The 22,581-nt window shown below is 71.7% G+C and carries 24 protein-coding genes; 18 read left to right on the forward strand and 6 right to left on the reverse strand.

Translation table 11 applies throughout. The features are described 5' to 3' along the window. Window positions 1–2 precede the first annotated feature (2 nt). Entirely contained in the window at window positions 3–989 is a 987-nt protein-coding gene (locus ACH47X_RS02730) for an L-lactate dehydrogenase (protein ID WP_397401145.1), read from the forward strand. A 71-nt stretch (window positions 990–1,060) separates the two neighbouring features. Here ACH47X_RS02730 and lexA read toward each other — a convergent pair whose 3' ends face one another. Beyond that, a complete protein-coding gene (gene lexA, locus ACH47X_RS02735) occupies window positions 1,061–1,876 on the reverse strand; it encodes a transcriptional repressor LexA (protein ID WP_084468272.1) in 816 nt (271 codons plus the stop codon). Window positions 1,877–2,067: 191 nt separating this feature from the next. On the opposite strand from lexA, the gene ACH47X_RS02740 reads away from it, so the two are divergent. The 3 genes from ACH47X_RS02740 to ACH47X_RS02750 all read left to right on the forward strand — a co-directional run bounded on the left by ACH47X_RS02740 (window position 2,068) and on the right by ACH47X_RS02750 (window position 3,576). Beyond that, window positions 2,068–2,613 carry a LysM peptidoglycan-binding domain-containing protein gene (locus ACH47X_RS02740; RefSeq protein WP_397401148.1) on the forward strand — a complete coding sequence of 182 codons (546 nt, stop codon included), beginning with the start codon at window positions 2,068–2,070 and terminating at the stop codon, window positions 2,611–2,613. A gap of 140 nt (window positions 2,614–2,753) precedes the next feature. Further along, window positions 2,754–3,236, forward strand: coding sequence for a transcriptional regulator NrdR (gene nrdR / locus ACH47X_RS02745; protein ID WP_020016749.1), 483 nt, complete (start codon window positions 2,754–2,756; stop codon window positions 3,234–3,236). A gap of 112 nt (window positions 3,237–3,348) precedes the next feature. Further along, window positions 3,349–3,576 (forward strand): DUF5302 domain-containing protein, encoded by a 228-nt coding sequence (locus ACH47X_RS02750; protein WP_232216118.1) that lies wholly within the window; start codon window positions 3,349–3,351, stop codon window positions 3,574–3,576. Window positions 3,577–3,752: 176 nt separating this feature from the next. Here the strand turns inward: ACH47X_RS02750 and ACH47X_RS02755 are convergent, their stop codons facing one another. Beyond that, entirely contained in the window at window positions 3,753–4,319 is a 567-nt protein-coding gene (locus tag ACH47X_RS02755) for a TetR/AcrR family transcriptional regulator (protein WP_397401150.1), read from the reverse strand. Then, the gene (locus ACH47X_RS02760; RefSeq protein ID WP_397401152.1) at window positions 4,319–4,786 is read right to left on the reverse strand and encodes a nuclear transport factor 2 family protein; all 468 of its coding nucleotides are present in this window, start codon (window positions 4,784–4,786) and stop codon (window positions 4,319–4,321) included. Before ACH47X_RS02760 ends, ACH47X_RS02755 begins: the two co-directional genes overlap by 1 nt. Window positions 4,787–5,212: 426 nt before the next feature. Here ACH47X_RS02760 and ACH47X_RS02765 point away from each other — a divergent pair, with 426 nt between their 5' ends. The 4 genes from ACH47X_RS02765 (at window position 5,213) to ACH47X_RS02780 (ending at window position 8,732) form a co-directional block, all read left to right on the forward strand. Continuing rightward, window positions 5,213–6,064 (forward strand): alpha/beta fold hydrolase, encoded by an 852-nt coding sequence (locus tag ACH47X_RS02765; RefSeq protein WP_397401154.1) that lies wholly within the window; start codon window positions 5,213–5,215, stop codon window positions 6,062–6,064. A gap of 61 nt (window positions 6,065–6,125) precedes the next feature. Continuing rightward, window positions 6,126–7,121 carry an NADP-dependent oxidoreductase gene (locus ACH47X_RS02770; RefSeq protein WP_397401156.1) on the forward strand — a complete coding sequence of 332 codons (996 nt, stop codon included), beginning with the start codon at window positions 6,126–6,128 and terminating at the stop codon, window positions 7,119–7,121. A gap of 56 nt (window positions 7,122–7,177) precedes the next feature. Continuing rightward, a complete protein-coding gene (locus ACH47X_RS02775) occupies window positions 7,178–8,038 on the forward strand; it encodes an alpha/beta fold hydrolase (protein ID WP_397401158.1) in 861 nt (286 codons plus the stop codon). A 91-nt stretch (window positions 8,039–8,129) separates the two neighbouring features. Next, window positions 8,130–8,732 carry a TetR/AcrR family transcriptional regulator gene (locus ACH47X_RS02780; RefSeq protein ID WP_397401160.1) on the forward strand — a complete coding sequence of 201 codons (603 nt, stop codon included), beginning with the start codon at window positions 8,130–8,132 and terminating at the stop codon, window positions 8,730–8,732. 23 nt (window positions 8,733–8,755) lie between these two features. On the opposite strand, the gene ACH47X_RS02785 is transcribed toward ACH47X_RS02780, so the two are convergent. Then, window positions 8,756–9,331, reverse strand: a complete 576-nt coding sequence (locus ACH47X_RS02785) for a TetR/AcrR family transcriptional regulator (RefSeq protein WP_397401162.1) — start codon at window positions 9,329–9,331, stop codon at window positions 8,756–8,758. Window positions 9,332–9,398: 67 nt separating this feature from the next. On the opposite strand from ACH47X_RS02785, the gene ACH47X_RS02790 reads away from it, so the two are divergent. Continuing rightward, entirely contained in the window at window positions 9,399–10,259 is an 861-nt protein-coding gene (locus tag ACH47X_RS02790) for an MBL fold metallo-hydrolase (RefSeq protein WP_397401164.1), read from the forward strand. Between the two features lie 50 nt (window positions 10,260–10,309). Here the strand turns inward: ACH47X_RS02790 and ACH47X_RS02795 are convergent, their stop codons facing one another. After that, window positions 10,310–10,561, reverse strand: coding sequence for an acyl carrier protein (locus tag ACH47X_RS02795; RefSeq protein WP_397401166.1), 252 nt, complete (start codon window positions 10,559–10,561; stop codon window positions 10,310–10,312). Window positions 10,562–10,787: 226 nt separating this feature from the next. Here ACH47X_RS02795 and ACH47X_RS02800 point away from each other — a divergent pair, with 226 nt between their 5' ends. Then, window positions 10,788–11,234, forward strand: coding sequence for a DUF6098 family protein (locus ACH47X_RS02800; protein WP_397401168.1), 447 nt, complete (start codon window positions 10,788–10,790; stop codon window positions 11,232–11,234). A gap of 61 nt (window positions 11,235–11,295) precedes the next feature. Here ACH47X_RS02800 and ACH47X_RS02805 read toward each other — a convergent pair whose 3' ends face one another. Further along, window positions 11,296–12,393, reverse strand: a complete 1,098-nt coding sequence (locus ACH47X_RS02805; RefSeq protein WP_397401170.1) for a LacI family DNA-binding transcriptional regulator — start codon at window positions 12,391–12,393, stop codon at window positions 11,296–11,298. Window positions 12,394–12,541: 148 nt separating this feature from the next. Here ACH47X_RS02805 and ACH47X_RS02810 point away from each other — a divergent pair, with 148 nt between their 5' ends. Genes ACH47X_RS02810 through ACH47X_RS02845 form a run of 8 tightly spaced genes read left to right on the forward strand, consistent with a single transcriptional unit; the run spans window position 12,542 to window position 22,544 of the window. After that, the gene (locus tag ACH47X_RS02810) at window positions 12,542–13,828 is read left to right on the forward strand and encodes an ABC transporter substrate-binding protein (RefSeq protein ID WP_397401172.1); all 1,287 of its coding nucleotides are present in this window, start codon (window positions 12,542–12,544) and stop codon (window positions 13,826–13,828) included. A gap of 34 nt (window positions 13,829–13,862) precedes the next feature. Then, on the forward strand, window positions 13,863–14,813 hold the full coding sequence (locus tag ACH47X_RS02815; RefSeq protein ID WP_397401174.1) for a carbohydrate ABC transporter permease: 951 nt from the start codon (window positions 13,863–13,865) through the stop codon (window positions 14,811–14,813). Beyond that, complete coding sequence (locus tag ACH47X_RS02820; RefSeq protein ID WP_397401176.1) at window positions 14,800–15,726, forward strand: carbohydrate ABC transporter permease; 927 nt, start codon at window positions 14,800–14,802, stop codon at window positions 15,724–15,726. Before ACH47X_RS02815 ends, ACH47X_RS02820 begins: the two co-directional genes overlap by 14 nt. A 58-nt stretch (window positions 15,727–15,784) precedes the next feature. Further along, complete coding sequence (locus ACH47X_RS02825; RefSeq protein ID WP_397401178.1) at window positions 15,785–16,549, forward strand: SDR family NAD(P)-dependent oxidoreductase; 765 nt, start codon at window positions 15,785–15,787, stop codon at window positions 16,547–16,549. After that, a complete protein-coding gene (locus tag ACH47X_RS02830) occupies window positions 16,546–18,459 on the forward strand; it encodes a heparinase II/III domain-containing protein (protein ID WP_397401180.1) in 1,914 nt (637 codons plus the stop codon). Before ACH47X_RS02825 ends, ACH47X_RS02830 begins: the two co-directional genes overlap by 4 nt. Continuing rightward, window positions 18,452–20,560: a DUF4962 domain-containing protein gene (locus ACH47X_RS02835; protein ID WP_397401182.1), complete on the forward strand. Its 2,109-nt coding sequence runs from the start codon at window positions 18,452–18,454 to the stop codon at window positions 20,558–20,560. The genes ACH47X_RS02830 and ACH47X_RS02835 overlap by 8 nt, the downstream gene beginning before the upstream one ends. Then, window positions 20,557–21,219, forward strand: coding sequence for a hypothetical protein (locus ACH47X_RS02840; protein ID WP_397401184.1), 663 nt, complete (start codon window positions 20,557–20,559; stop codon window positions 21,217–21,219). Before ACH47X_RS02835 ends, ACH47X_RS02840 begins: the two co-directional genes overlap by 4 nt. Continuing rightward, window positions 21,216–22,544 (forward strand): GDSL-type esterase/lipase family protein, encoded by a 1,329-nt coding sequence (locus ACH47X_RS02845; protein WP_397401186.1) that lies wholly within the window; start codon window positions 21,216–21,218, stop codon window positions 22,542–22,544. The genes ACH47X_RS02840 and ACH47X_RS02845 overlap by 4 nt, the downstream gene beginning before the upstream one ends. Window positions 22,545–22,581 lie beyond the last annotated feature (37 nt).

Raw genomic sequence — 22,581 nt, forward strand, 5'->3', positions numbered from 1 at the left:
GCATGGCAGCCCCTTCGGACGTCCCCTCCGCCCAGCCCGCCTCCCGGACCACCAAGATCGCTGTGGTGGGCGCCGGGGCCGTAGGCTCCACGCTCGCCTTCGCCGCGCTGACCCGCGGCTCGGCGCGCACCATCGCGCTGCTGGACATCGACCGGCAGAAGGTCGACGCCGAGGTGCTCGACCTGCAGCACGGCCTGATGTTCACGCCGCAGGCGCACGTGATCGGGTCCGACGACCCGGCGGTGTGCGAGGGCGCCGACGTCGTCGTCGTGACCGCGGGGGCCAAGCAGAAGCCGGGCCAGAGCCGCGTCGACCTGGCGGAGGCGACCATCGGGCTGATGCGCAACATCCTGCCGGGGCTGGTCGAGGCCGCGCCGGACGCGACCTACCTGATGGTGACCAACCCCGTGGACGTGGTGACCTACGCTGCGCTGAAGATCTCGGGCCTGCCGCCCGAGCGGCTCTTCGGCAGCGGCACCGTGCTGGACTCCTCTCGGCTGCGCGTGGTGCTCGCCGAGCGGTGCGGCGTGGCCGTCGGGAACGTGCACGCCTACATCGCGGGTGAGCACGGCGACTCGGAGATCGCGCTGTGGAGCTCCGCCTCGATCGGCGGCGTGCCGCTGCTCGACTGGGTGCCGGTGGCTGGTGCCGGGCCCATCGACGCGGCGACGCGGGCGGAGGTGCACCACGAGGTGGTCGACTCCGCCTACCGGATCATCGCGGGCAAGGGCGCCACCAACTACGCCGTCGGCCTGGCCGCGACGCGCATCATCGAGGCCGTGCTCAAGGACGAGCGGCGGATCATGCCGGTGTCCTCGCTGCTGAACGACTACCACGGCATCAGCGACGTGTGCCTGTCCGTGCCGTCCCTGGTGGACCGTCGGGGTGTCACCAGCACGGTGCGCATGCCTATGTCCGACGACGAGCTGGCCGGGCTGCGCGCGTCGGCGGAGAGCGTGCGGGCGGTGCAGCGAAGGTTCGGGTTCTAGGTCTCCACACGCCCGACCAACGACAGACAGGCTCGACCAGCAAGCGCTGGTCGAGCCTGTCGAGACCTACCTCAGAGGCTGCGCAGGACCGCGACGACGCGGCCCAGGATCTGCGCCTCGTCGCCCGGGATGGGCTCGTAGGCCGGGTTCTGCGGCAGCAGCAGCACGTGCCCGTCGGTCTGCTTGAACGTCTTGACCGTGGCCTCGCCGTCGATCATGGCGGCGACGATCTCGCCCTGCTCTGCCACGTTCTGGCGGCGCACGACGACCCAGTCGCCGTCACAGATCGCGGCGTCGACCATCGAGTCGCCCGCGACCTTGAGCAGGAACAGCTCGCCGTCGCCGACCAGCTGGCGGGGGAGCGGGAAGACGTCCTCGACGACCTGCTCGGCGAGGATCGGGCCACCGGCCGCGATGCGGCCGACCAGCGGCACGTACGACGGCGGCGGGGTGCCGGCGTCGTCGGGCACCGAGCTGCCCCAGTGCACCTGGCCGCTGCGCCGCGGCTCCGGCCAGTGGATCTCGCCGCGCGACGGCTTGTCGACCTGCTCCGCCATGGGCTCCACGAGCTCCATCGCGCGCGGCCGGTTGGGGTCGCGGCGCAGGAAGCCCTTCTTCTCGAGCATCTGGAGCTGGTGCTTGACGCTCGACGGGCTGGCCAGCCCGACGGCCTCGCCGATCTCTCGCATCGACGGCGGGTAACCGCGCGTCTCGAACGACTGCCGAATCGTGTCCAGCACAAGGCGCTGTCGCTCGGTAAGGCGGTCTGCCGGCGAGATCGTGTGCACGTCGGCGACGACCCCGTCGCCCGGCGCGTCCAACGTGGCGACACCCGAGAGTGCCGTGTCGACGGCTCTCGTGTCGCTGGTCCCGTCCCGTCCCGTCATGCCCGTGCCCCTCCCGTTCCGACAAATGTTCTCCTGTGCGCTGCCCACTCTAGATCACAATTCCACTCGGCTCAAACGAATGTTCGAGCGTGTCTCGACATCGACGGTGTCCCGTGCTACACAATGGTACGAGCGTTCGACGAACGTGTGTATGACGGACAAGAGTTCGAGTCACCTTTCGAGGAGGGGCCATGGGGGACGTGATCCCGCTGCGGCAGTACACCCCGGCGTACGGACAGGTGTCCGGAACGAGCGCGGCGGTGCGTGCGTACCGGCTGAGCCCGGCGCACCCGGCCGTCCGGAAGGCCGCCCCGGCCGGGCTCCGCGCAGTCGCCCCGGCCCAGCCTCGCGCCGTCGCCCCGGCCCAGGCGTCGTCCCGGGCGCACGCGTCGCACCGTGCGTATGCCCCGCAGGGCGCGCGCTCGGTCGCCGACCGGCTCGGGGTCGACGGTCTGCGGCTCACGCGCCGCGGCCGGTTCGTGCTGGTGCTGCTGGCGATGCTCCTGGCCGCACCGATGGTCACGTGGGGTGCTACCGCCGTCGCGAGCTCGCCCGGAGAACCCACCGAGGTCCGGGTGCACGCGGTGCAGCCGGGGGAGACCCTCTGGGGCTTCGCCCAGGACGTCGCGCGGCCCGGCGAGGACGTGCGGCACGCCGTCGGCCGGCTGCAGGAGCTGAACGAGATGCCGTCCGCCACGGTGCGGGTCGGTGAGCTGCTCCTGCTCCCGAAGGAGTGACCTGGGGGCGCCCAAACTGGCCAGAGGCGACGATTCGCCGTCAAATGTTGCGGCGATGTTGCATGGGGGTGGTTTGCCCGCTTACGGTCGGGGCGCGACCGGATGTCTCCGGTCCGTGGCCGACCATGCAGGAGTGAAGCATGCACTGCCCGTTCTGTCGCCACGCCGACTCGCGCGTGGTCGACTCGCGGACCGCCGACGACGGCCTGTCGATCCGGCGCAGGAGGCAGTGCCCGAACTGCAACCGGCGGTTCACCACCGTCGAGACGGCGAGCCTCTCGGTGGTCAAGCGCTCCGGCGCCACCGAACCCTTCAGCAGGGACAAGGTCGCGGCCGGCGTCCGCAAGGCATGCCAGGGCCGCCCGGTCAGCGACGACGACCTCGCGATCCTGGCCCAGCGGGTCGAGGAGACCTTGCGCAGCAACGGCAGCGCCGAGATCGACGCCTACGAGGTGGGCCTCGCGATCCTCGGCCCGCTGCGTGAGCTCGACGAGGTGGCCTACCTCCGGTTCGCCAGCGTCTACCAGTCCTTCGACTCGCTCGAGGACTTCGAGAGCGCCATCACGTCGCTGCGCGCCGAGCGCGCCGAGCGTGAGGCCGAGCGGGCCGCCGCCCAGGCGTAGGTCCTGGCCCGCGGGGCGAAAAAGCGATTGGCACCCCGGCGCGCGGTGGTGCAGGCTGGGGCCGACGACGGACCCGATCGAGGGACCCCCGAAACAGGAGGAGGTGATCGGTGTGACGGACGAGAAGACCGATGCCGAGGAGGCAGTGGCCCAGGGCGCAGAGGCGCCCAAGGCCGCGACCGCGCCGAGCACGGACGCGAAGGCGCGGTTCAAGGAAGCACTGGACCGGAAGAACGCCGCGCGCGGCCGTTCTGCTGCCGGCGACGTGAACACGGGATCTGTGCACGGCTCGGAGACGACCGGCCCGGTCCAGAAGATGTTCCGCCGCAAGTCCGGCTGAGCCTGCTCGAACGAGGCCGCTGACCAGGTATCTGACCTGGTCAGCGGCCTTTGGCGTGCTCGCGAGGTGCCTGGAGAGGGAAGAGGCTTGCGGCTCGAACTCGAGCGATCAGCCGCACGCGGGCGCTGAGAGGCCGGGGGGCGGTCGCCAGACCGACACCGCTTCGGAGTGTCCGCTCAGCGAGCGGGACCGAGCAGGTGCTGCTCGGTGCGGGCGACGATTCCGAGGAAGGCCGCGTCGTCGCCGTATGCACGGGCCAGGATCAGCCCGCCCTGTATCGCCGCGACCGCGTCCAGCGCACGGTCTGCCGCTTCCTGAGGTGAGAGACCGCCGGTGCGTAGAGCTACCGCGAGCGCGTCGACCCAGTCGGTGAAGTAGGCCCGCACGGAGTCGGCGAACGTGTCCCGTTCTTCACCCAAGGTCATCGCGGCGAACAGGCACACACGCTCGCCCGAGATGAAGTACTGCGCCACCTCCCGCGACATCGCTTCGATCGCCTCGGTGGCGTCGTGGGCGGTGCGCAAGGGGGTGAAGATCCGCTCCTCGAACCAGTCGCTTACCTGTTCGAGGACGGCAGCGGCCATGCCTGTCTTCCCCTCGGGGAAGAAGTGGTACAGGCTGCCGCGGCCAACGCCGGCCTCCTGCTGAATGACCGACAGGGAGGCGCCTTCAAAACCTCGCTTCCGGAAGACGCCGGCGAGGGCGCGGACGGCGTCTGAGCGGTCGAGGACGGTTCGTGCCATTACAGTCCGAGTTCGCTCAGGCCGGGGTGGTCCGTCGGGCGGGGGCCGGACGCGTCCCAGAAGAACTTGCGCTCGGACTCATCGATGGCGACGTCGTTGATACTCGCGTGGCGGTGGGTCATCAGGCCGTCCTTGTCGAAGTGCCAGTTCTCGTTGCCGTAGGCGCGGAACCACTGGCCGGCTGCGTCGTGGTACTCGTAGGCGAAGCGTACGGCGATCACGTCGCCGGTGTACGCCCACAGTTCCTTGATGAGGCGGTAGTCGAGTTCCCGGTGCCACTTGTCGGCGAGGAAGTCGACGATGGCGGCGCGGCCCTGCACGAAGGTCGAGCGGTTGCGCCACCAGCTGTCCTCGCTGTATGCGAGGGAGATGCGCTCGGGGTCGCGAGTGTTCCACGCGTCTTCGGCGGCGCGGACCTTCTGGATCGCAGTGGCCTCGGTGAACGGGGGAAGGGGCGGGCGAGACATGGCAGTGCCTTTCGAGAGCAAGGTGCGTACTGATTGGTCAACACTGTACTGATCGGTTCAGGTTGTACACAACAGTACAGACGATTGGTTGGCCCGTCAACACCGGGTCTCGCGGATGCGTGAATTCAGCCTCGTGCTCAAGGCCGCCACCGCACCGAATCGGGTTGTCCATCGCTTCCTTCATCCCGGCCCGGCTGCGTCCCGCCCGGGTGCCCGGCTCGCGACCGCCCGGCGGTGCGTCGAGGTCGTGGGTTGTGAGGCCTCCGGTCGAGGCTGTCCCCACGTGACCTTCGCGTCGTCCAGCACTCTCCTGGCCCCTGGGTCGCAGTTCATCGCGCGTTGCGACCGTCACCCTTGACAAGAAATATGAATGCGCTCAGAATTGAGTGCACTCGGATATTGTAGAGGCGAGACGGTGAGAAGGACATGACAGAGCCGACCGCGGCGTGGACCACTCGGAATGCGCCGACGCGGAGGATCGAGGCGGCGGGGGCGCGGTTCGCCTACCGTGAGCTCGGCCCTGCGGTGGGTGTCCCGCTGGTCCTGCTGACGCACCTGGGTGCGAACCTAGACGGCTGGGATCCCTGCGTCCTGGACGGCCTCGCTCAGGAGCGCCGGGTGATCGCGGTCGACTACCGCGGCGTCGGAGACTCGAGTGGGACCGTTCGCGACACCTTCGAGGGCATGGCCGACGACGTCGTGGCCTTCCTCCGCGCCTTCGGCCTGAGGCGAGTCGACCTCTTCGGGCTGGCGGTCGGCGGCATGGTCGCCCAGGCGGTCGCGCTGAAGGAGCCCCGGCTGGTCGACCGGCTCATCCTGGCCGCCGCCGCACCGGCAGGTGGGTCCGGCCTGGCCTCGGTCACGGGCACGACGACTACCTCGGTGCTCCGTGCCGTGCTGACCTTCAACGACCCGAAGGCGCTGCTGTTCTTCACCCGCACTACTGGTGGCAAGCACGCCGCGCGCCAGTACCTCGCGCGACTGAGGGAGCGCACGACGGGGCGTGACAAGCGGGTCACCCCCGGCGTGTACCGCGCGCAGCTTGCCGCGATCCGACGGTGGGGCCTGCAGGAGCCCGCCGACCTGTCCTCGATCGCCGGGCCGGTGCTCATCGTGCACGGCGACAGCGACCGGTTGGTGCCGGCCGCAAACGCCACGGAGCTTGCCAGGCGTCTGCCCGACGCCACGGTGACCGTGTACCCGGACTCCGGCCACGGCGTCGTCTTCCAGAACCACCGCGCGTTCGTCGACGCCGCCCGGGAATTCCTGCAGCGGTAGCGGTCGGCGCCCCATCCGCAAGTCATCAGATCTCGCCGACATCACCAGGAGGAACAAGCACATGAGAGCGTTCGTCATCAACCAGTACAAGGGGCCGTTGCACGAGGCGGACGTCCCCGAGCCCGTGGTCGGGGAGCACGACGTGCTCGTGCAGGTCCAGGCCGCCGGCGTCAACCAGCTCGACGAGAAGATCCGCGTCGGCGAGTTCAAGCAGATCCTGCCGTACGAGCTGCCGCTCGTCCTCGGCCACGACGTGGCCGGGACGGTGGTCGGCGTCGGTGCACAGGTGCAGGGACTCACGTTCGGCGACGAGGTGTACGCCCGACCCGGCAAGGACCAGATCGGTACCTTCGCCGAGCGCGTCGCGGTCGCCGAAACGGACCTAGCGCTCAAGCCGGCGTCGATCAGCATGGAGGAGGCGGCCTCGCTGCCCCTGGTCGCCCTGACCGCGTGGCAGGCACTCGTGGAACGCGCCGACGTGCAGCCCGGGCAGAAAGTCCTCGTCCACGCCGGGGCGGGCGGCGTCGGGTCCATCGCGATCCAGCTCGCCAAGCACCTCGGCGCGACCGTGGCCACCACCGTCAGTGCCGGCAATGCCGCCTGGGTGCGCGAGCTCGGTGCCGACGTCACCATCGACTACCGCACCGAAGACTTCGAGCAGGTCCTGCACGGGTACGACGTGGTGCTGGACAGTCTCGGCGGCACCAGCCTCGAGAAGTCCCTGCGCGTGTTGCGCCCCGGCGGCAAGGCGATCGGGATCTCCGGCCCCCCAGGCCCTGCCTTCGCCCGAGAGGGTGGCCTGAATCCTGTGCTGCGGCTCGCGATCACCGCCCTCAGCAGCAAGATCCGCCGCCAGGCCCGGAAGCTCGGCGTGCACTACGAGTTCCTCTTCGTGCGCGCTTCCGGTGACCAGCTCACCCAGATCGCGAAGCTGGTCGAGGACGGCGCGCTGCGTCCCGTCGTCGGACGAGTCTTCGACTTCGACCAGACCGTGCAGGCCCTCCAAGCCCTGGACAAGGGCGGCCTCCGCGGCAAGGCCGTCATCAGCAGGGCCTGACCCGCTGCTTCCCACGACAAGCACCATTCCCACGCCCACACATCAGGAGAGCCATCATGGGCACCACCAGCAACGACCCCGTCATCACGTCGTACGCGCAGTCGCCGGCCCGCTCCATCACCGCCGGTGGCGTGACGTACGCCTACCGCGAGCTCGGACCGAAGGCCAAGATCCCCGTGATCTTCTTCACCCACCTCGCCGCGACCCTGGACAACTGGGACCCCCGGATCATCGACCCCATCGCCGCGGAGCGCCACGTCATCACGTTCGACAACCGCGGCGTGGGTGCCTCCACCGGCACGGTCCCCGAAAGCGTCGAGGCGATGGCCGAGGACGCGTACACCTTCATCACCGCCCTCGGCTTCGACAAGATTGACGTCTTCTCCTTCTCGCTGGGCGGCATGGTCGCCCAGGCCCTGGTGGCCGAGCACCCCGAGCTGGTCCGCAAGCTCGTCCTGACGGGCACCGGCCCTGCGGGCGGGAAGGGCATCGACAAGATCTTCAGGGTCACCTACTACGACACGCTCCGCGCGGTCCTGACACGGCACGACCCGAAGGAGTTCCTGTTCTTCAACCGCAACGAGGCCGGGAAGCCCGCTGCCCGCGCGTTCGTCCAGCGCCTTCAGGAGCGGACCGTGAACCGTGACACCCCGATCAGGCTGCAGGCGTTCCAGAAGCAGCTGACGGCGATCAAGCGGTGGGGTCGCTCGCCGTCCGTCGACCTGTCCACGATCACCCAACCCACCCTGATCGCGAACGGCGACAACGATCGGATGGTGCCGTCGGTTCTCTCGCAGGACCTGCACCGCCGGATCAAGGGCTCCGAGCTGATCATCTACCCCGACGCCGGGCACGGCGGCATCTTCCAGTACCACGAGAGGTTTGCCCCGGTCGCGGTCGAGTTCCTCGGCCGCTGATCAACTGCCGGACGCACCGGAGGTAAGAGACCGCCGTGGAAGAATGAGCGCCGGCGGACCCGAGCACACTCATCGACGAAGGAGGGCGGCCATGCCCCTTGTCTCCCGCCCGGTAGGCCGGCGCGAGCGGAACAAGCAGGAGAAGCTCGACCGCATCACCGCTGCCGCCACCGAGCTCTTCGCCGAGCGGGGCGTCGACGAGGTCACCACCCAGGAGATCGCCGACAAGGCCGATATCGGTGCGGGCACGCTGTTCCTCTACGCCAAGTCCAAGGGCGAGCTCCTGCTGCTCGTGCAGAACTCCACCTACGCCGCCGCTCTCGCCGAGGGCAAGCGGGCGGCCGAGGGGATCACGGACCCGCTCGACGCGGTGATGGCGATCGTCCGCCCGGTCGTGGAGTGCAACCGCAAGCAGGTCGACAACGGGCGGACCTACCTGCGGGAGATAGTCTTCGGGGATCCCGAGGAACCCCATCACCGCGACGCCCTGGACCTGTCCGCGCAGACCGAGGACGCCATCGCTGTCGTGCTGCAGCGCGACCCGGGTACCAGCGCACAGGATGCCGCAGTACGGGCGCGCATCGTCTCCGCGATCATGTTCATCAGCATGGGAGCGACGTTCAACATCGCCGACCCCGTCGACGACGTCGTGCGGGAGATCAGGGACCAGGTCCGCGTCCTGCTGCCGCGCTGACGGCCTGGGCCCAGCCACCATGCCTAGCTCGTCTGCGGCGTCGTGGACGCCAGGACCCGGGCGACGAGGTCGTCGAGGAACGAGGTGGTGGCCGGGCTGCCCTCGAACGTGACGCGCACGAGAACCGCTCCCGTCAGAAGCGCGAGGGCGGGATCGATGTCACGTTCCTCGACATGGGCGGCGAGGATCGCCCGCATCCCGCTGGTGCCCGTCTCGTACAGCCGCGTGCGCAGCCGGCCGACGACCTCGTTGTTGTGCGCCCGCTCGACGACGCCTGCCAGGAGTCGGTCGAGGTGACCGCGCGTGAGATCGTCGGCGAAGTCCGCCAGGGCGGCACGGAGATCGGCCCGCAGATCGCCGGTCGGGGCCGGGTGGTCCGCCTCGTCGCAGATCTGGTCGATCGACGCGCGGATCAGGTCCAGCCTGGTCGGCCAGTGGGCGTAGACGGTGGCCTTGGAGTAGCCGGCGCGGCGAGCCACCTCGGCGTGCGTGACGGCGTCCCAGCCCTCCTCGAGCAGCAGTGCGCTGGTCGCCCCGACGACGTCGCGGCGCGTCCGGGCGACGCGTGGGTCCAGCACCTCTGCGGCTTCGCTCGTCATGGCCTCGATCCTACGAGTTGCTGAACTCTGTTGACACTGTTGAACCGCTGGTTCAATACTGGTCGATATGAACAATAGTGACAGCGGGGCCACAGCTCAGGCGGCCGAGGATGCCGCCTCGCCGCCCGGGATGCGGATCTTCCAGCTCCCTACCGGCGCGTACGAGACCCCGGCCGCCCTGGCCTTCCAGGGCGGATCGTTCAGGGACCGCAGGCAGTTCGCCGCCACGGCGGTGCTCGTCCAGCACCCCGAGGGCGACGTGCTCGTCGACGCGGGCTTCGGCGCGCACGCCGAGGAGCACATCCGGATGTTGCCGTCGTTCCGGCGCTCACCGCACCACTTCGGCATGACCGTGAGCGAGCAGCTCGACGCAGCCGGCTACGACCGCAGCCGGCTGCTCGGCGTGATCCTGACCCACTCCCACTGGGACCACGTCAGCGGCCTGGACTCCCTCGACGTGCCGGTCCTGGTGACGGACGAGGAGCTCCGGTACGCGGACCACAACCGCGGCGACCGCGTGTTCCGGCGAGTCGCCGCGGGGCACAGCTTCCGGACGTACGTCTTCGACGGCCCGGCCCACCTGGGGTTCCCGTCCAGCCACGACGTGCACGGGGACGGCTCCGTCGTCATCCTGCCGGCACCCGGCCACACCACCGGCTCGGTCGTGGTCGTCGTCACCTTGGCGCCGGACCGGCGCTACGCCTTCATCGGCGACCTCGCCTGGCAGCTCGACGGGATCACGCGTGGCGCACAACGGCCGCTCCTGATGCGCCTCCTCGCCGACAGCGACCCGGCGCGGATCCGCCAGGATCTCGCCCGGGTGACCGCCCTCGCGCACCACCTGCGGATCGTTCCCGCCCACGACGCGCGAGGGTACGACGGCATCCCGCTCCTCGTGCCGGACCTCGACACCGGCTGGGCGTCATGACCGGAAGGGGACCTCGCCCGCCGCAACGGGGTCGACGAGCAAGGCCGCGCCTAGCCCTCGCCCTGCGGTGACGTCGCGGACGTCCCCTGGGCCGTGAGGTCGGCGAGGAACTGATGGCACTTCTGGGCCCGTTCCGAGTCCTCTGCCATCACCTGCTCGAAGAACGCCGCGATCTCGTCCTTGCCCGCGTTGCGGGCGTCGCGGACGTACTGGCCGTAGTCGTGCCCCGCCTTGAGCGAGTGGTACTGCACGGAGATGAGGTCGAACGTGACGTCATCGAATCCGGTTTCTCCGGTTGCCATGATGCATCCTCCAGGTGCCGGCTTCGCCGACGGGGCGTCAGGCGCCGGCCGACGAAGATGGACGGCCCAGCTCTGGACCTCCTTCCACGATTGCAGGGCCGCCCCGGCTCGCAACTTCCGGAGCGTACGGTCCAGCCGCCGGGCTGTCGGGAGTGCTTCTGTGCTGATGCGGGTGGCGGCACCGGGGGTGAGGCTGGGAGGGCGGCTCGACGATCGGATGGTGAAGATGCGCGCACCTGTTCTTTGGGACAAGGGGATGCCGCCGGACGTGCCGCGGTTGGGTTCGCTGGCCGAGGTCGCCGAGCTGGTCCAGGCCTTGGCACCCGTGTACGTACGGTTCAGCGCGGGCCCGGAGGCGGACCGTGCGGCGGTCAGCCGAGACCACGAGAGCGGGTGCCTGATGCCGGGGCTGAGCGTCAACCCGATGACGCCCGAGCCGTGGTGGACCCGACCCGTGGAGCACTGGGTCGCGCGCCAGCTCAGACAGTATGCCCACCTGATGGTGCGCGAGCGGTTCCCGTGGCTGCTGACCGGCGAGGTCGCCGCTCGTGGTCCGGACTGCGAGCCGCTGCTGATCGGGATCACGCCGCTGGCGTTCCTTGCCCCGTCCGTCGTCGAGGAGGCGGGGGCGCTCTACCGGCAGGCCTTCGCACCGGGCGCTGACGGCACCTGACGGCCGGCACGTCCTGCGCCGGTTCGCACGCGTGCCCCACCGGAGGCCTGAACCCCGCCTGTTACCCCGCGACAGGCCCCGTCGAGTCGCGGACAACGAGCTCCGGCCGGAACAGCAGCGACGTTCCGGACCCGTCGTCGTCCTGCGGGGTGTGCAGGGCGCGGAACGCGGCGGCGGCCATCTCCTTCATGGGCTGCCGCACGGTGGTCAGCGCCGGTGAGTACAGCTCGGCGAGCACGATGTCGTCGAACCCGGCGACCGAGACGTCCTGGCCCACCTCCAGCCCGGCGTCGCGCACCGCGCGGCACACGCCGATGGCGGTCATGTCGTTGACCGCGAAGATCGCGGTGGGCGGGTTGGGGCCGGCGAGCAGCTCGGTCGTGGCCACGCGGCCCAGCTCGGCGGCCTCGACGTCGCCGAACTGGCTGTCGACGCTGCTGCCGGGCCAGGTGACGACGTCCTGGCGCGCGATGCCCGCGCGCTCGAGGGCGCGCAGGAAACCTTCGAACCGCTCCGTCCGGTTGATCGACCGGATGGCGCCCGAGACGAACGCGATCCTGCGGTGGCCGAGCGACACCAGGTGCTCGCCCATCAGCTCCGCGCCGATCGTGTTGTCGACGCTCACGTTGATCAGGCCCACCGGGTCGGTGGCCTGCGCCGTGCGGTCGAAGGCGACCAGCCGCAGGCCGTCCTCCAGCAGGCTGGAGACGTGCTCCAGGGAGGGCAGGGACGAGCACAGGACGATGCCGCGGATGCCGTCGGAGACGAGCTCGTCAACGTACTGGCGCTCGCGGCCGGGGTCTCGCTCGGAGTTGCACAGCAGCACGTGGAAGCCCTGCGTCAGCGCGGCCGCCTCGACGTGGCGCGCGAGCGCGCCCCAGTACGGGTTGCCGACCGACGGCACGACCAGGCCGATGACCTGCGGCTTGCCGGTGCGGAGCTGGCGGGCGGCCCGGTTGGGCCGGTAGCCGAGCTTGCGGATGGTGGACTCCACCCGCTGCCGGGTCTCGGGCAGCATGCGTTCCGTGCGGCCGTTGAGCAGGTTCGAGACGGTGCTCGTTGACACCCCCGCTGCTCGCGCGACGTCAAGGATCGTGACTCCAGCCATGTGCGGGTGCGGCCCCCTCCGGTTCGAGATCCAGCCCATTTGCCAGTGCATCGATGGACTGAACTGACGCCAGCATAGTCCATAAACGGACACTTGACCCCTGCCTGAAGGCCCCCTATGGTCAGTGCATCGTTACACCAGGGAGTCATGGCAGACTCCCTCGCCTGGGTGAGATCAGTGCCGATCGAAAGGGCAAGTCATGGAACTCAGCCGTCGCAACTTCCTCGCGGCCATGGGCCTCGGGACCGCGACCGTCATGGCGGGATGCGCCACGACGAGCGGCAGCGGCGCACCCGCCGCCGACGCCAGCGGCCCCGCGCAGGGCGACATCACCTTCCTGTGCGCGCTGTTCGAGGGCGCCACGGGCAAGGAGACGCTCGAGGGCAACCTGCTCAAGCAGTTCAAGAAGAAGTACCCCGACGTCAACGTCACCGTGGACTACACGGACTACGGCTCCCTCAACGAGAAGATCACGACGGGCCTGGCCAGCGGCCTCATGCCCGACGTCGTCACGCTCGGCGTCGGCTGGATCCCGGCTTTCGCGTACAAGAACGCGATCGCGCCCCTGCCCGACGAGCTCGCCACCCGCTACACCTACGAGGAGCGGGTGCTGGAGCCGTCGCGGTACGACGGCAAGCTCTACGCGCTGCCGATGGTGCTCGACACCCGCATCGCGGCCTACCGCAAGGACTTCTTCGAGGAAGCCGGGATCAAGGACACGCCCAAGGACTGGGCCGAGCTGCGCGAGATGGCCAAGGAGCTCACCGTCCGGGACGCCGGCGGGCGGGTCGAGCGCGTCGGGTTCGACCCGTTCTCCATCGACCTGCGCCAGTGCTGGGAGACGCTGCTGTTCGGCAACTCCGGGCAGCTCTTCTCCCCGGACGGCCGCGAGGTGCTGTTCGACGGTCCCGAGGGCGTCGCGGCGCTGCAGCTCTTCCTCGACATGATCAAGGACGGCTCGGCCGACTTCGCGCTCAAGACGGAGGTCGGGCAGCCGACCAGCCTGCAGCAGGGCACGTCGGCGATCATGATGACCAACAACTCGCTCTACGTGCAGCTGCAGCAGCAGAGCCCGGAGCTGATCGACAAGATCGGCACCTTCGTCATGGGGAACACCGCCCCGGCCATGCTCCAGGGCGGCACGATGATCTCGCAGTCCGCGAGCTCCAAGAACCCTGCCGCGGCACGGGCGCTCGTGGAGTTCCTCGGCTCGCCCGACGCCGTGCTCGTCGCTTCCGAGCAGCGCGGCTCGGTGCCCGCGATCTCCGACCTGATCGACAGCGACTACGTCAAGGGCAACCCCATGGTCGCGTTCGCGGTGGAGAACCTCGACAAGGCGTGGTCCGAGGGCGGCACGCCGGCCTGGATGGAGATCCGCGAGAAGATCAAGCCGACCCTCGAGACCGCCGTCGTCGGCCAGCAGACCGCCGAGCAGGCCATCGCCCAGCTCGCCGGCATCGCGGACGACGCGATCGCCCGCCTGTGAACCGGTCCGTCCACTCGAGGAAGAGGGTCCTGTCGTGGCCGTTGTCTCCGCGCCGCGCGCCGTGAGCGCGCCGCCCGCCGCGCCGCCCCGCTCGTCCGCGCCCCGGCGCGGACGAGCGGGGGCGGCCCGCCGCCGGGCCGGGATGCTCATGGTGGCGCCCGCGTTCGTGCACGCCCTGATCTGGATCGGCATCCCCGTGATCGCCGCGTTCGTGCTGTCGTTCACGTCCTACGACGTGCTCACGCAGCCCCGGTTCATCGGCCTGCAGAACTACCTGGACGCGTTCGGCGACCCGGTGTTCCGCCGGGGCATGCTCAACACCCTGGTCTACGCGTTCTTCACCGTGCCGGTCGCGATGGCGATCGCCCTGCTCATAGCGCTCATGCTCGACACGCAGCTGCGGGCCAGAGCACTGTTCCGCACCGCGGTGTTCATCCCGCAGGTCACGGCCACCATCGCCGTCGCGCTGGTCTGGCTGTGGATCTACGACCCGCGCAACGGCCTGCTCAACATGGCGCTCGGTTTCTTCGGGCTGCCCGCGCAGAACTGGCTGTCGTCGACCACCTGGGCGATGCCCGCTGTCATCACCGTCGGCATCTGGCAGGGCATCGGCCTCAAGATGCTCATCTACCTGGCCGCGCTCCAGTCGCTGCCGAAGGACGTCTACGAGGCGGCGTCGGTGGACGGCGCCTCCCGGACGCGCCAGTTCTTCAGCCTCACGCTGCCGCTGCTGCGCCCGGCCACCTTCTTCGTCTTCGTCACCTCGGTCATCTCCGCCTTCCAGGCGTTCGACCTCATCTACATCCTCACCGACGGTGGGCCGGCGAACACGACCACGATGATGACCTACGAGATCTACAAGTCCGCGTTCCGGGAGTTCCGCGTCGGCTACGCGTGCGCCCAGTCCATCGTGCTGTTCGTGTTCCTGCTGATCCTGACCCTCGCGAACCGACGGCTCAACGGAGGCGACAGTGGCAGGCACTGACCTCGCGGCGGCCCCGCCGCGCACGACCCCGGGCTCCGCCCGCACCCCGGCGGCCCGCCGCCGGCTCGAACGCGGCGCCCTCTACCTGGTGCTGACCGTCATCGCCGTGGTGATGATCGTGCCCTTCGTGTGGATGATCCTCACCTCGCTCAAGACGCCCCAGGACCTCGCGGCGACCCCGCCGTCGTTCCTGCCCGCGCAGTGGGCGTGGGGCAACTACGCCGAGGCGCTCGCGGCGGCGCCGTTCCTGACCTACGCCCGCAACAGCCTGATCATCGCGGTGAGCCACACGGCCATCAACCTCGTGGTCGCGTCGATGGCGGGCTACGCACTGGCCCGGCTGCGCTTCCGCGGGTCAGAGCTGGTGTTCATCGGCTTCGTCGCGGCGCTGATGATCCCGACCTACACGAAGATCATCCCGGAGTTCCTGATCGTGCGGTTCATGCCGCTGTTCGGGGGCAACGACATCCTGGGGCAGGGCGGTACGGGCTGGCTCGACACCTGGTGGGCGCTGATCGTCCCCGGCGCGGTGACGCCGTTCGCGGTGTTCCTGTTCCGGCAGTTCTACCTGGACCTGCCGGTGGAGCTCGAGGAGGCGGCCCGCCTCGACGGCGTCAGCGAGCTGGGCATCTGGGCCCGGATCATGACGCCACTGGTCAAGCCGGCGTTCATCACCGTGGCGCTGCTGACCTTCGAGAGCTCCTGGAACAACTTCCTGTGGCCGCTGCTCGTCACGCGCACCGACTCGATGCGCGTGATCCAGGTGGGCCTGTCGGTGTTCCGCACCGAGAACGACACGCAGTGGGCCTTCCTCATGGCGGGGACGACCCTGGCGACCGTGCCGATGGTGGTGCTGTTCCTCCTCGGCCAGAAGTACTTCGTGCGTGGGTTCGCCAACGCGGGCATCAAGTGACACGCGGGCAACAGCTGACACGCGGCAGGGCGCCGCGTGCCGAACGAGAGGACTGACGATGGCGATGGACATGACGGGCGCACGGGTACTGGTCACGGGCGCGGGGCACGGCATCGGCCGGGGGATCGCGCTGGGCCTGGCCGCCGCGGGGGCCGACGTCGTCGTGCACTACGGGAGCTCGGCCGACGCCGCCGCGCAGACCGTGGCGGACGTCGAGGCGCTCGGCCGCAAGGCCGTCGCCGTGCGCGCCGACGTGACGGTGACCGAGGACGTGGACCGGCTGGTCGCGGAGTCCGTGGCGTTCCTGGGCGGGCTCGACGTGGTGGTCTGCAACGCGGGGCACCTGATCGGCCGTGTGCCGGTCGCCGAGATGAGCGACGAGCACTACGCGTCCGTGGTGGACGTGAACCTCGGCGCGACGTTCCGCACCTGCCGGGCCGCGATCCCGCACCTGCTGGAGTCGGACCGCCCGCGGATCGTGGCCATGTCGTCGCTCGCGGCGCACAACGGCGGCGGGCCGGGTTCGGTCGTCTACGCGGCGGCCAAGGCGGCCGTGCGCGGGTTCGTCAAGGGCCTGGCCAAGGAGCTCGGGCCGCAGGGCGTCACGGTGAACGCCGTGGCCCCCGGGTACATCGCGGACACCGCGTTCCACGGCACGTTCAGCAGCGCCGAGGCGCAGCGGAAGATGGTCGCGGGTACGCCGGTCGGCCGCCCCGGCACCGTGGACGACGTCGCCGCGGCGGTCCTGTACCTCGCCTCGCGTGAGGCGTCGTACATCACGGGCACCACGCTCGACGTCGACGGCGGGACCTGGCCCCGATGACCTCCCTCGTTCCGGGGCACGCGGCCGTGGCGTCCGGCCTGTCGCGCGAGCGCGGCGGCTGGTGGCACCAGTTCGTCTGCCCGGCACACGGCACCGAGCTCTCCCACGAGGGCATCCCCGGACCCGTGCCGCCGGCGGACGGCGTGCGGTGCCCGCACGGTTGCCGCGTCGACTCGGAGCCGGTGCGCGGCGCCTGGCTGGTGCTCAGCCACCAGGCGTGGGCGCGACGCATCCGGGCGCTCGCGCACCGGGCCGCCCGCACCGGCTCCGCCGCCGACCGGGCCGAGGCGGTCTCGCTGCTCGCGGCGTACGCCGCGGTCTACGCCGAGGTGACCGGCGGCGGTGAGAACGAGCGCGCGCAGGACTGGATGCTGCGCGGCCGGCTGTTCCACCAGGCGCTGACCGACGCGATCTGGTCGGTCTCGATCGGGCACGCGGTGTGGTCGCTCGCCGAGTCGGCCCCGGAGCTGGCCGAGGCCCTGCGCCCGGTGCTGCCCGTGCTCGACGCGACCGCCGAGGCGGCCCGTGCGGCCCGCGACAGCCTCGTGGCCGAGGGTCGGTTCACCTCGAACTACACCGCGTGGCTGAATGCTTCCGGCCGGGTCTGCGCCCGTGCGGCCGCGCTCGTCCGCGGGGGAGCCGACGGCGCCCCGGCGGTGTCCGTGGCCGACGACGAGTGGCTGGCCGGCGAGCACGGGCAGCTCGCCCACGCGCTCGCCGCGACCACGCGCGGCGGCTGGGAGTGGGAGGCCAGCACGTACTACCACGGCTTCGTGCTGCGGGCCTACCTGCTGTCCCTGCGCGGCACCGACCCGGCGGACCTGCCGGAGCGGGCGCGCGACCGGGTCGTGGCGATGATCGACGTGCTCGCGGGCCTGGCCACCGCCGACGGCATCCTGCCCGCGGTGCACGACGGCCCCTACCTGCGCGCCCCGCTCGCCCTGGAGTGGACGGAGCTGTGCGCGCTCGCCGACGGGTTCGTCGGGGACGCCGGCCTCGGTGCCGTCGCGGCCCGGGCCCGCCGCGAGGCGGGGGACGGCGACACGCTGGAGGACGAGTTGCGGGCCCTGCCCGGCGGCTGGTTCGCGGGCCCGCCGCTGGCGGTCGCCCGCCCGGCCGGCGCCGCGGTGCGCGTCGACGAGGAGGTGGGCATCTCCGTGGTGCGCGCCGGGGACATCCACGCCGTGCTCGACCACGGCCCGCACGGTGCGGGGCACGGGCACCACGACAAGCTCGCGCTCTACCTCTACGGGCGGCGGACCCCGTGGCAGCCCGATCCCGGGCAGGTGCCCTACGGCCATCCGGCCTGGCGTGACCACTACGCGTCCGCCGTCGCGCACCCGTGCGTGCGGGTGGACGACGGCGACCCTGCCGAGGCGGCCGGCATCCTGCTCGCCCGGGACGAACGCTCGCTGACCGTCGAGGTCCGCGGCGACGCGACGTCCTGGTACGACGGCGTGCGGGCGGTGCGGCACGTCGTCGTCGGCGACGGCTACCTGCTCGACGTCGTCGCCGCCACGGCCGACCGGCCGCGGCGGCTCACGCTCGGGCTGCGCCCCGACGTGCCGCTCCAGGTGCGTCTGGACGGAGACGTGGCGCGCACCGCGTGGGACGGCGCGGAGCGGCTCGACGGTACCCACGCCGCCCGCGCCACGGGCGCGGACGGCCCGGTGCCGGTGCGCCCCGTGGTGGTCCCGGGGCCGGGACCGGCCGACGACCCGCAGCGTGAGCGCGCTCACGTCGACTGGACGGCGCACGACGCGACGGCGGCCCTGTGGGTGTCGGTGTTCCGCACCGGCCCCGGTGCGGGTGCCGAGCTGCTCGGCCTGGACACGGCCGAGGTCCGGGTGCGGCGCGCCGACGGCCGCGTCGACGTCCACCCACTGCCGGCCGAGGTGGCCCATGGCTGACGCGCTACGGCCGGCGCCCCGGATGCTCCTGCTCGACGACGCGCGCCTGGCGGACCTCCGCTCGCGCCTGGCCGGCGACCTCGCACCGCAGTGGCGCCGCCTCGCCGAACAGTGCGACCTCTACCGGCGCACCGCGCCGCCCGCGGAGCACCCGCTGGCGAGCATCACCTACCTGGGCCCGGCGGCCGCGAACCTCGCGCTCGCCTACCGCCTGACGGGGCAGGAGCACTACCTGGAGGAGGCGTGGCGCTGGATCTCGGCGGCGCTCTCGTTCGAGCACTGGGGCCGGGCGCACATGCCCGACCACGACCTCGACGCCGGGTGGATCCTGCACGGGCTGTCGCTGGCCTACACCTGGCTGGGCGACGACCTGGGGCCGGAGCGCGCCGAGCTGCTGCGCGCCAAGCTCGCGCTCCAGGGCGAGCGGCTGTACGACTTCGCCGTGGCGAGCGAGGGCTCGTGGTGGAGCAGCTCGTTCTGGCAGAACCACCACTGGATCTGCCACACGGGGCTGGCGACCGTGGGCTACGCGCTCGGTGAGCGGGCCTGGACCGAGCGGGCCAAGGCCGCGTTCTCGACCGTGGTGGACGTGCTGCCGGCGGACGGCTCCGACATGGAGGGCGTCGTGTACTGGCGCTACGGCGTGCCGTGGCTCGCGACGTACCTCGACCTGCTCCAGCACACCGAGGGCGTCGACTGGTGGGACCGCTGCGGGTTCCTCGCGAACACGTTCTGGTACCGGCTGCACCAGGCGGCGCCCGGCTACGAGGAGATCGTGGACCACGGCGACTGCCACGACCGGCGCAGCGGGCACAGCGTCGCGCTGTACCGGATCCTCGCCGCGCGGTACGGCCTCGGCGAGGCGCAATGGCTCGCCGACACCGTCGCGGACCGCTTCTTCTGGCGCGAGGCGTACGAGAGCGGCGTCCGCCCGGGCGTGCTGCCCGAGGCGTGGGCCGAGCTGCTCTGGTACGACGCCGCCGTCGCGCCCGTCGACCCGGCAGGGTCGGTACCCACGCAGGCCGCGTTCGACGACCTCGGCCTGCTGGTGCACCGCACCTCGTGGGACGACGACGCGACGCTGCTGTCGTTCAAGTCCTCGCCCGGCGGCGGGCACACCGCCTGGGAGACCTCGCGCCGCCTCGACGCGGAGCGCGGCTGGGACACCCTGAGCGCCGGCCACCACCACCCCGACGCCGGCTCGTTCGTGCTGGCCTCGCGCGGCGCGTGGCTCCTGGTCGACGAGGGCTACTCGAACCGCAAGCGCGCCGGGCACCACAACCTCGTGCTGGTGGACGGCCAGGGTTTCGCGGGGGAGGGCCGCTACCACGTGTACGCGGACGCCCCGCCGACCCGGACCGCCGACATGGCCGACGTCCTGGCCGAGGGCGGGTTCCTGCACGGCCGCGCGCGCACCGGGCGGATGTATCCCGAGGAGCTCGGCGTCGAGACCCTGGAACGGACGATCGCGGTGCTGCCGTCGGGCCGCACCGTCGTCGTGGACCGGGGACGGGCCACGCAGCCGCGGGCGTGGACGCTGCTGTTCCACGCCGACCACCCGGCGCGGGAGGCGACGCCGCCGGAGCCGGGCGCCGTCTCGAACGAGCTCCGCAACGGGCGGGCGGGGGCGTGGCTCACCACGTACGCGCCGGGCGCCGGGTCCGAGCGGGTCGTGACCGAGGTCGAGGCCAACCCCACCTCCAGCACGCCCGACCTCGTGGTCACGCGGCGCCTGCACACCCTGCGGGTGACGCCGCCGCCCGCCCGCGACTTGCTGGCCGTGACCGTGATCGAGCCGTTCGACGCCTTTCACACGGACGCCGCGGCCAACCCGGCGGCCCGGCTCCTGCCCGCACGCGCCGGTGTCGCAGTCGACCTCGGCGCGGGGGAGGTCGCGTACCTCGCCGGCCCGGCCGGCGTGATCGACGTCGACGGCGTGACGGCGCAGGCCCGTGCCGTACTGGTCGCGGGCGAGGGTGGCGACCGCCGGGTCGCCGTCGTGGGGGCGCGGCACGTCCGGCTCGACGGGCGAGAGGTGCTCGCGAGCCCGCCCGACGGGTCCGACGACGACGTCACGCGCGTGCTCGGAGCCGGCACGTGACCGCCGCCGCCCCGCGCGCGGCGGTCCGCCCCGACGGCTCCCGCCAGTGGTCCCGCGCGCTCATGGGCTGGCTGGAGTGGTTCGCCCACCCGGTGCTCGCGGGCGCGGCGTTCGCCGTGCTGAGCCTGGGGGTCGTCACCTGGCTCCCGGCGCTCGCGGCCACCGCGCACGTGCTGCGGGCGTGGCGCGCCGACGACGAGACCCGCACGTTCACGGGCGTGTTCCGCGAGTTCGGCACCTACGCGCGGCCCCTGCTGCCGCACGCGCTCGCCTCGACGGCGGGCCTGGCCCTGCTGGTGGCCGACATCGCCTTCCTCGTGGGGCGCACCGGCGGCGTCGCGCTGGTGCTGGTGCTGCTTGCGCTGGGCCTGCTGCTCGTGGCCGTGCCGTACCACGTCGCCCTCGCCGTCGTGGCGGGGACGTACCCCGCGGGCACGCCGCGCGCCTGGGTACGTGAGGCGCTGTGGTTCGCCTTCGGCTCGGTCAGCCGCGGGACGGCGCTGCTGGGCGCCGTCGTCGCCACGCCGGTGTTCTCGCTCGTGATCCCCGCCGGGCCCCTGCTGCTGTCGGCGAGCGTGCCCGTGCTGGTGGGCCTCGTGATCCTCGACCAGACCGTGTCGCCCGACCCGACCACCCCCGACCAGACGGAGGACGCATGACCGGCACCGCACCGCTCGCCCGCCGCACGCTGCTGACCGGGGCCCTGGCCTCGACCGGGGCGCTCCTGGTCGGCCCAGGCGCCGCTGCCCGAACGATCGCGGACACCGTCGCCGATGTCGCCCCGACGTCCGCCGCCCGCCGTCCCGTCACCTGGGTGCCGTCCTGGGCCACCGCCCACACCCGCCCGACGGCGGCCGACCCGCTGGTCGCCACCGGCGTGACCGACCGGACCGTCCGGCACGTGCTCCGCCTCAGCGCCGGGACGACCCCTGGCGGGCGGGGCCGCCTGCGCGTCCGCCTCGCCGGGACGTTCTCGGCGCAGCCCGTGCTCGTGGGCGCCGTGACCGTGGCCCGCCGCGCTCCGGGTCTGAGCGGTGCCGGACCCGGTGTCGCGCCCGGGACCGTGACCCCCGTGACCTTCGGCGGCCAGAGCGGCGGCCTGCTCGCCGCCGGCGCGACGCTCGTCAGCGACCCCGTGCCGTTCTCCGTGCCCGACGGCGGCGACCTCGTGGTCAGCCTGCACCTGCCCGGGCCGACCGGGCCCCTGAGCATTCACCGCAACCTGCACGCGACCGGCTACGTCGCCGCGGGGGACCGCACCTCCGACGCCGGCGACGGCTTCACCACCGGCGATGCCGCAGTGACCCGCTCGGCCGTGCTGCTGTGCGGCGTCGACGTGGAGCGCCCCGGCGCCCCTGGCGTGGCCGTGCTGGGCGACTCGATCACCGAGGGCGTCGGCACCCCCGACGACGCCGACCAGCGCCTCACCGACCACCTCGCCCGGCGGCTCGCCCGGCGCGGCGGGCCCGTGGGTGTCGCCAACCTCGGCATCAGCGGCAACCGCGTGCTGCTCGACGACGAGCGGTTCGGCCCCAGCGGCCAGGCGCGCCTGGACCGGGACGCCCTCGCGCTGCCCGGCACCGGCACGCTGCTCGTGGTGCTCGGCGTGAACGACCTGCAGCAGCCCCCGAGCCAGACGGACCCCGAGATCATCCTCGCGGGCTACCGGCAGCTCGTCCTGCGCGCCCGCGACCAGGGACTGCGCGTGGTCGGCACCACGATCACGCCGTTCGGCGGCTGGCAGCGCTGGACGCCGGCCCTGGAGGGGGAGCGGCGGTACGTCAACGCCGCCCTGCTCGCCGACGCGGGCAGCGGCCGGCCCGGCGTGTTCGACGCCGTGGCCGACGTCGCCTCCGCGCTCGCGGACCCTGCCGACCCCGCCCGCCTCCAGCCCGCGTACGACAGCGGCGACGGCCTGCACCCCAGCCCCGCGGGCGCCGACGCCATGGCCGCGGCGATCGGCCGCCGCACGCTCCTGGGCTGAACGACGGCCACCTGTACGACGTACCGCCGCAACTGCG

The sequence above is a fragment of the Promicromonospora kroppenstedtii genome, assembly GCF_044389675.1.
Classification (GTDB): domain Bacteria; phylum Actinomycetota; class Actinomycetes; order Actinomycetales; family Cellulomonadaceae; genus Promicromonospora; species Promicromonospora kroppenstedtii.

Coding starts and splice junctions, on each gene's coding strand:
- ACH47X_RS02730 (WP_397401145.1), top strand. CDS start 3: ATGGCAGCCCCTTCGGACGTCCCCTCCGCCCAGCCCGCCTCCCGGACC.
- lexA (WP_084468272.1), bottom strand. CDS start 1,876: ATGACGGGACGGGACGGGACCAGCGACACGAGAGCCGTCGACACGGCA.
- ACH47X_RS02740 (WP_397401148.1), top strand. CDS start 2,068: ATGGGGGACGTGATCCCGCTGCGGCAGTACACCCCGGCGTACGGACAG.
- nrdR (WP_020016749.1), top strand. CDS start 2,754: ATGCACTGCCCGTTCTGTCGCCACGCCGACTCGCGCGTGGTCGACTCG.
- ACH47X_RS02755 (WP_397401150.1), bottom strand. CDS start 4,319: ATGGCACGAACCGTCCTCGACCGCTCAGACGCCGTCCGCGCCCTCGCC.
- ACH47X_RS02760 (WP_397401152.1), bottom strand. CDS start 4,786: ATGTCTCGCCCGCCCCTTCCCCCGTTCACCGAGGCCACTGCGATCCAG.
- ACH47X_RS02765 (WP_397401154.1), top strand. CDS start 5,213: ATGACAGAGCCGACCGCGGCGTGGACCACTCGGAATGCGCCGACGCGG.
- ACH47X_RS02770 (WP_397401156.1), top strand. CDS start 6,126: ATGAGAGCGTTCGTCATCAACCAGTACAAGGGGCCGTTGCACGAGGCG.
- ACH47X_RS02775 (WP_397401158.1), top strand. CDS start 7,178: ATGGGCACCACCAGCAACGACCCCGTCATCACGTCGTACGCGCAGTCG.
- ACH47X_RS02780 (WP_397401160.1), top strand. CDS start 8,130: ATGCCCCTTGTCTCCCGCCCGGTAGGCCGGCGCGAGCGGAACAAGCAG.
- ACH47X_RS02785 (WP_397401162.1), bottom strand. CDS start 9,331: ATGACGAGCGAAGCCGCAGAGGTGCTGGACCCACGCGTCGCCCGGACG.
- ACH47X_RS02790 (WP_397401164.1), top strand. CDS start 9,399: ATGAACAATAGTGACAGCGGGGCCACAGCTCAGGCGGCCGAGGATGCC.
- ACH47X_RS02795 (WP_397401166.1), bottom strand. CDS start 10,561: ATGGCAACCGGAGAAACCGGATTCGATGACGTCACGTTCGACCTCATC.
- ACH47X_RS02800 (WP_397401168.1), top strand. CDS start 10,788: ATGCGCGCACCTGTTCTTTGGGACAAGGGGATGCCGCCGGACGTGCCG.
- ACH47X_RS02805 (WP_397401170.1), bottom strand. CDS start 12,393: ATGCACTGGCAAATGGGCTGGATCTCGAACCGGAGGGGGCCGCACCCG.
- ACH47X_RS02810 (WP_397401172.1), top strand. CDS start 12,542: ATGGAACTCAGCCGTCGCAACTTCCTCGCGGCCATGGGCCTCGGGACC.
- ACH47X_RS02825 (WP_397401178.1), top strand. CDS start 15,785: ATGGCGATGGACATGACGGGCGCACGGGTACTGGTCACGGGCGCGGGG.
- ACH47X_RS02830 (WP_397401180.1), top strand. CDS start 16,546: ATGACCTCCCTCGTTCCGGGGCACGCGGCCGTGGCGTCCGGCCTGTCG.
- ACH47X_RS02835 (WP_397401182.1), top strand. CDS start 18,452: ATGGCTGACGCGCTACGGCCGGCGCCCCGGATGCTCCTGCTCGACGAC.
- ACH47X_RS02845 (WP_397401186.1), top strand. CDS start 21,216: ATGACCGGCACCGCACCGCTCGCCCGCCGCACGCTGCTGACCGGGGCC.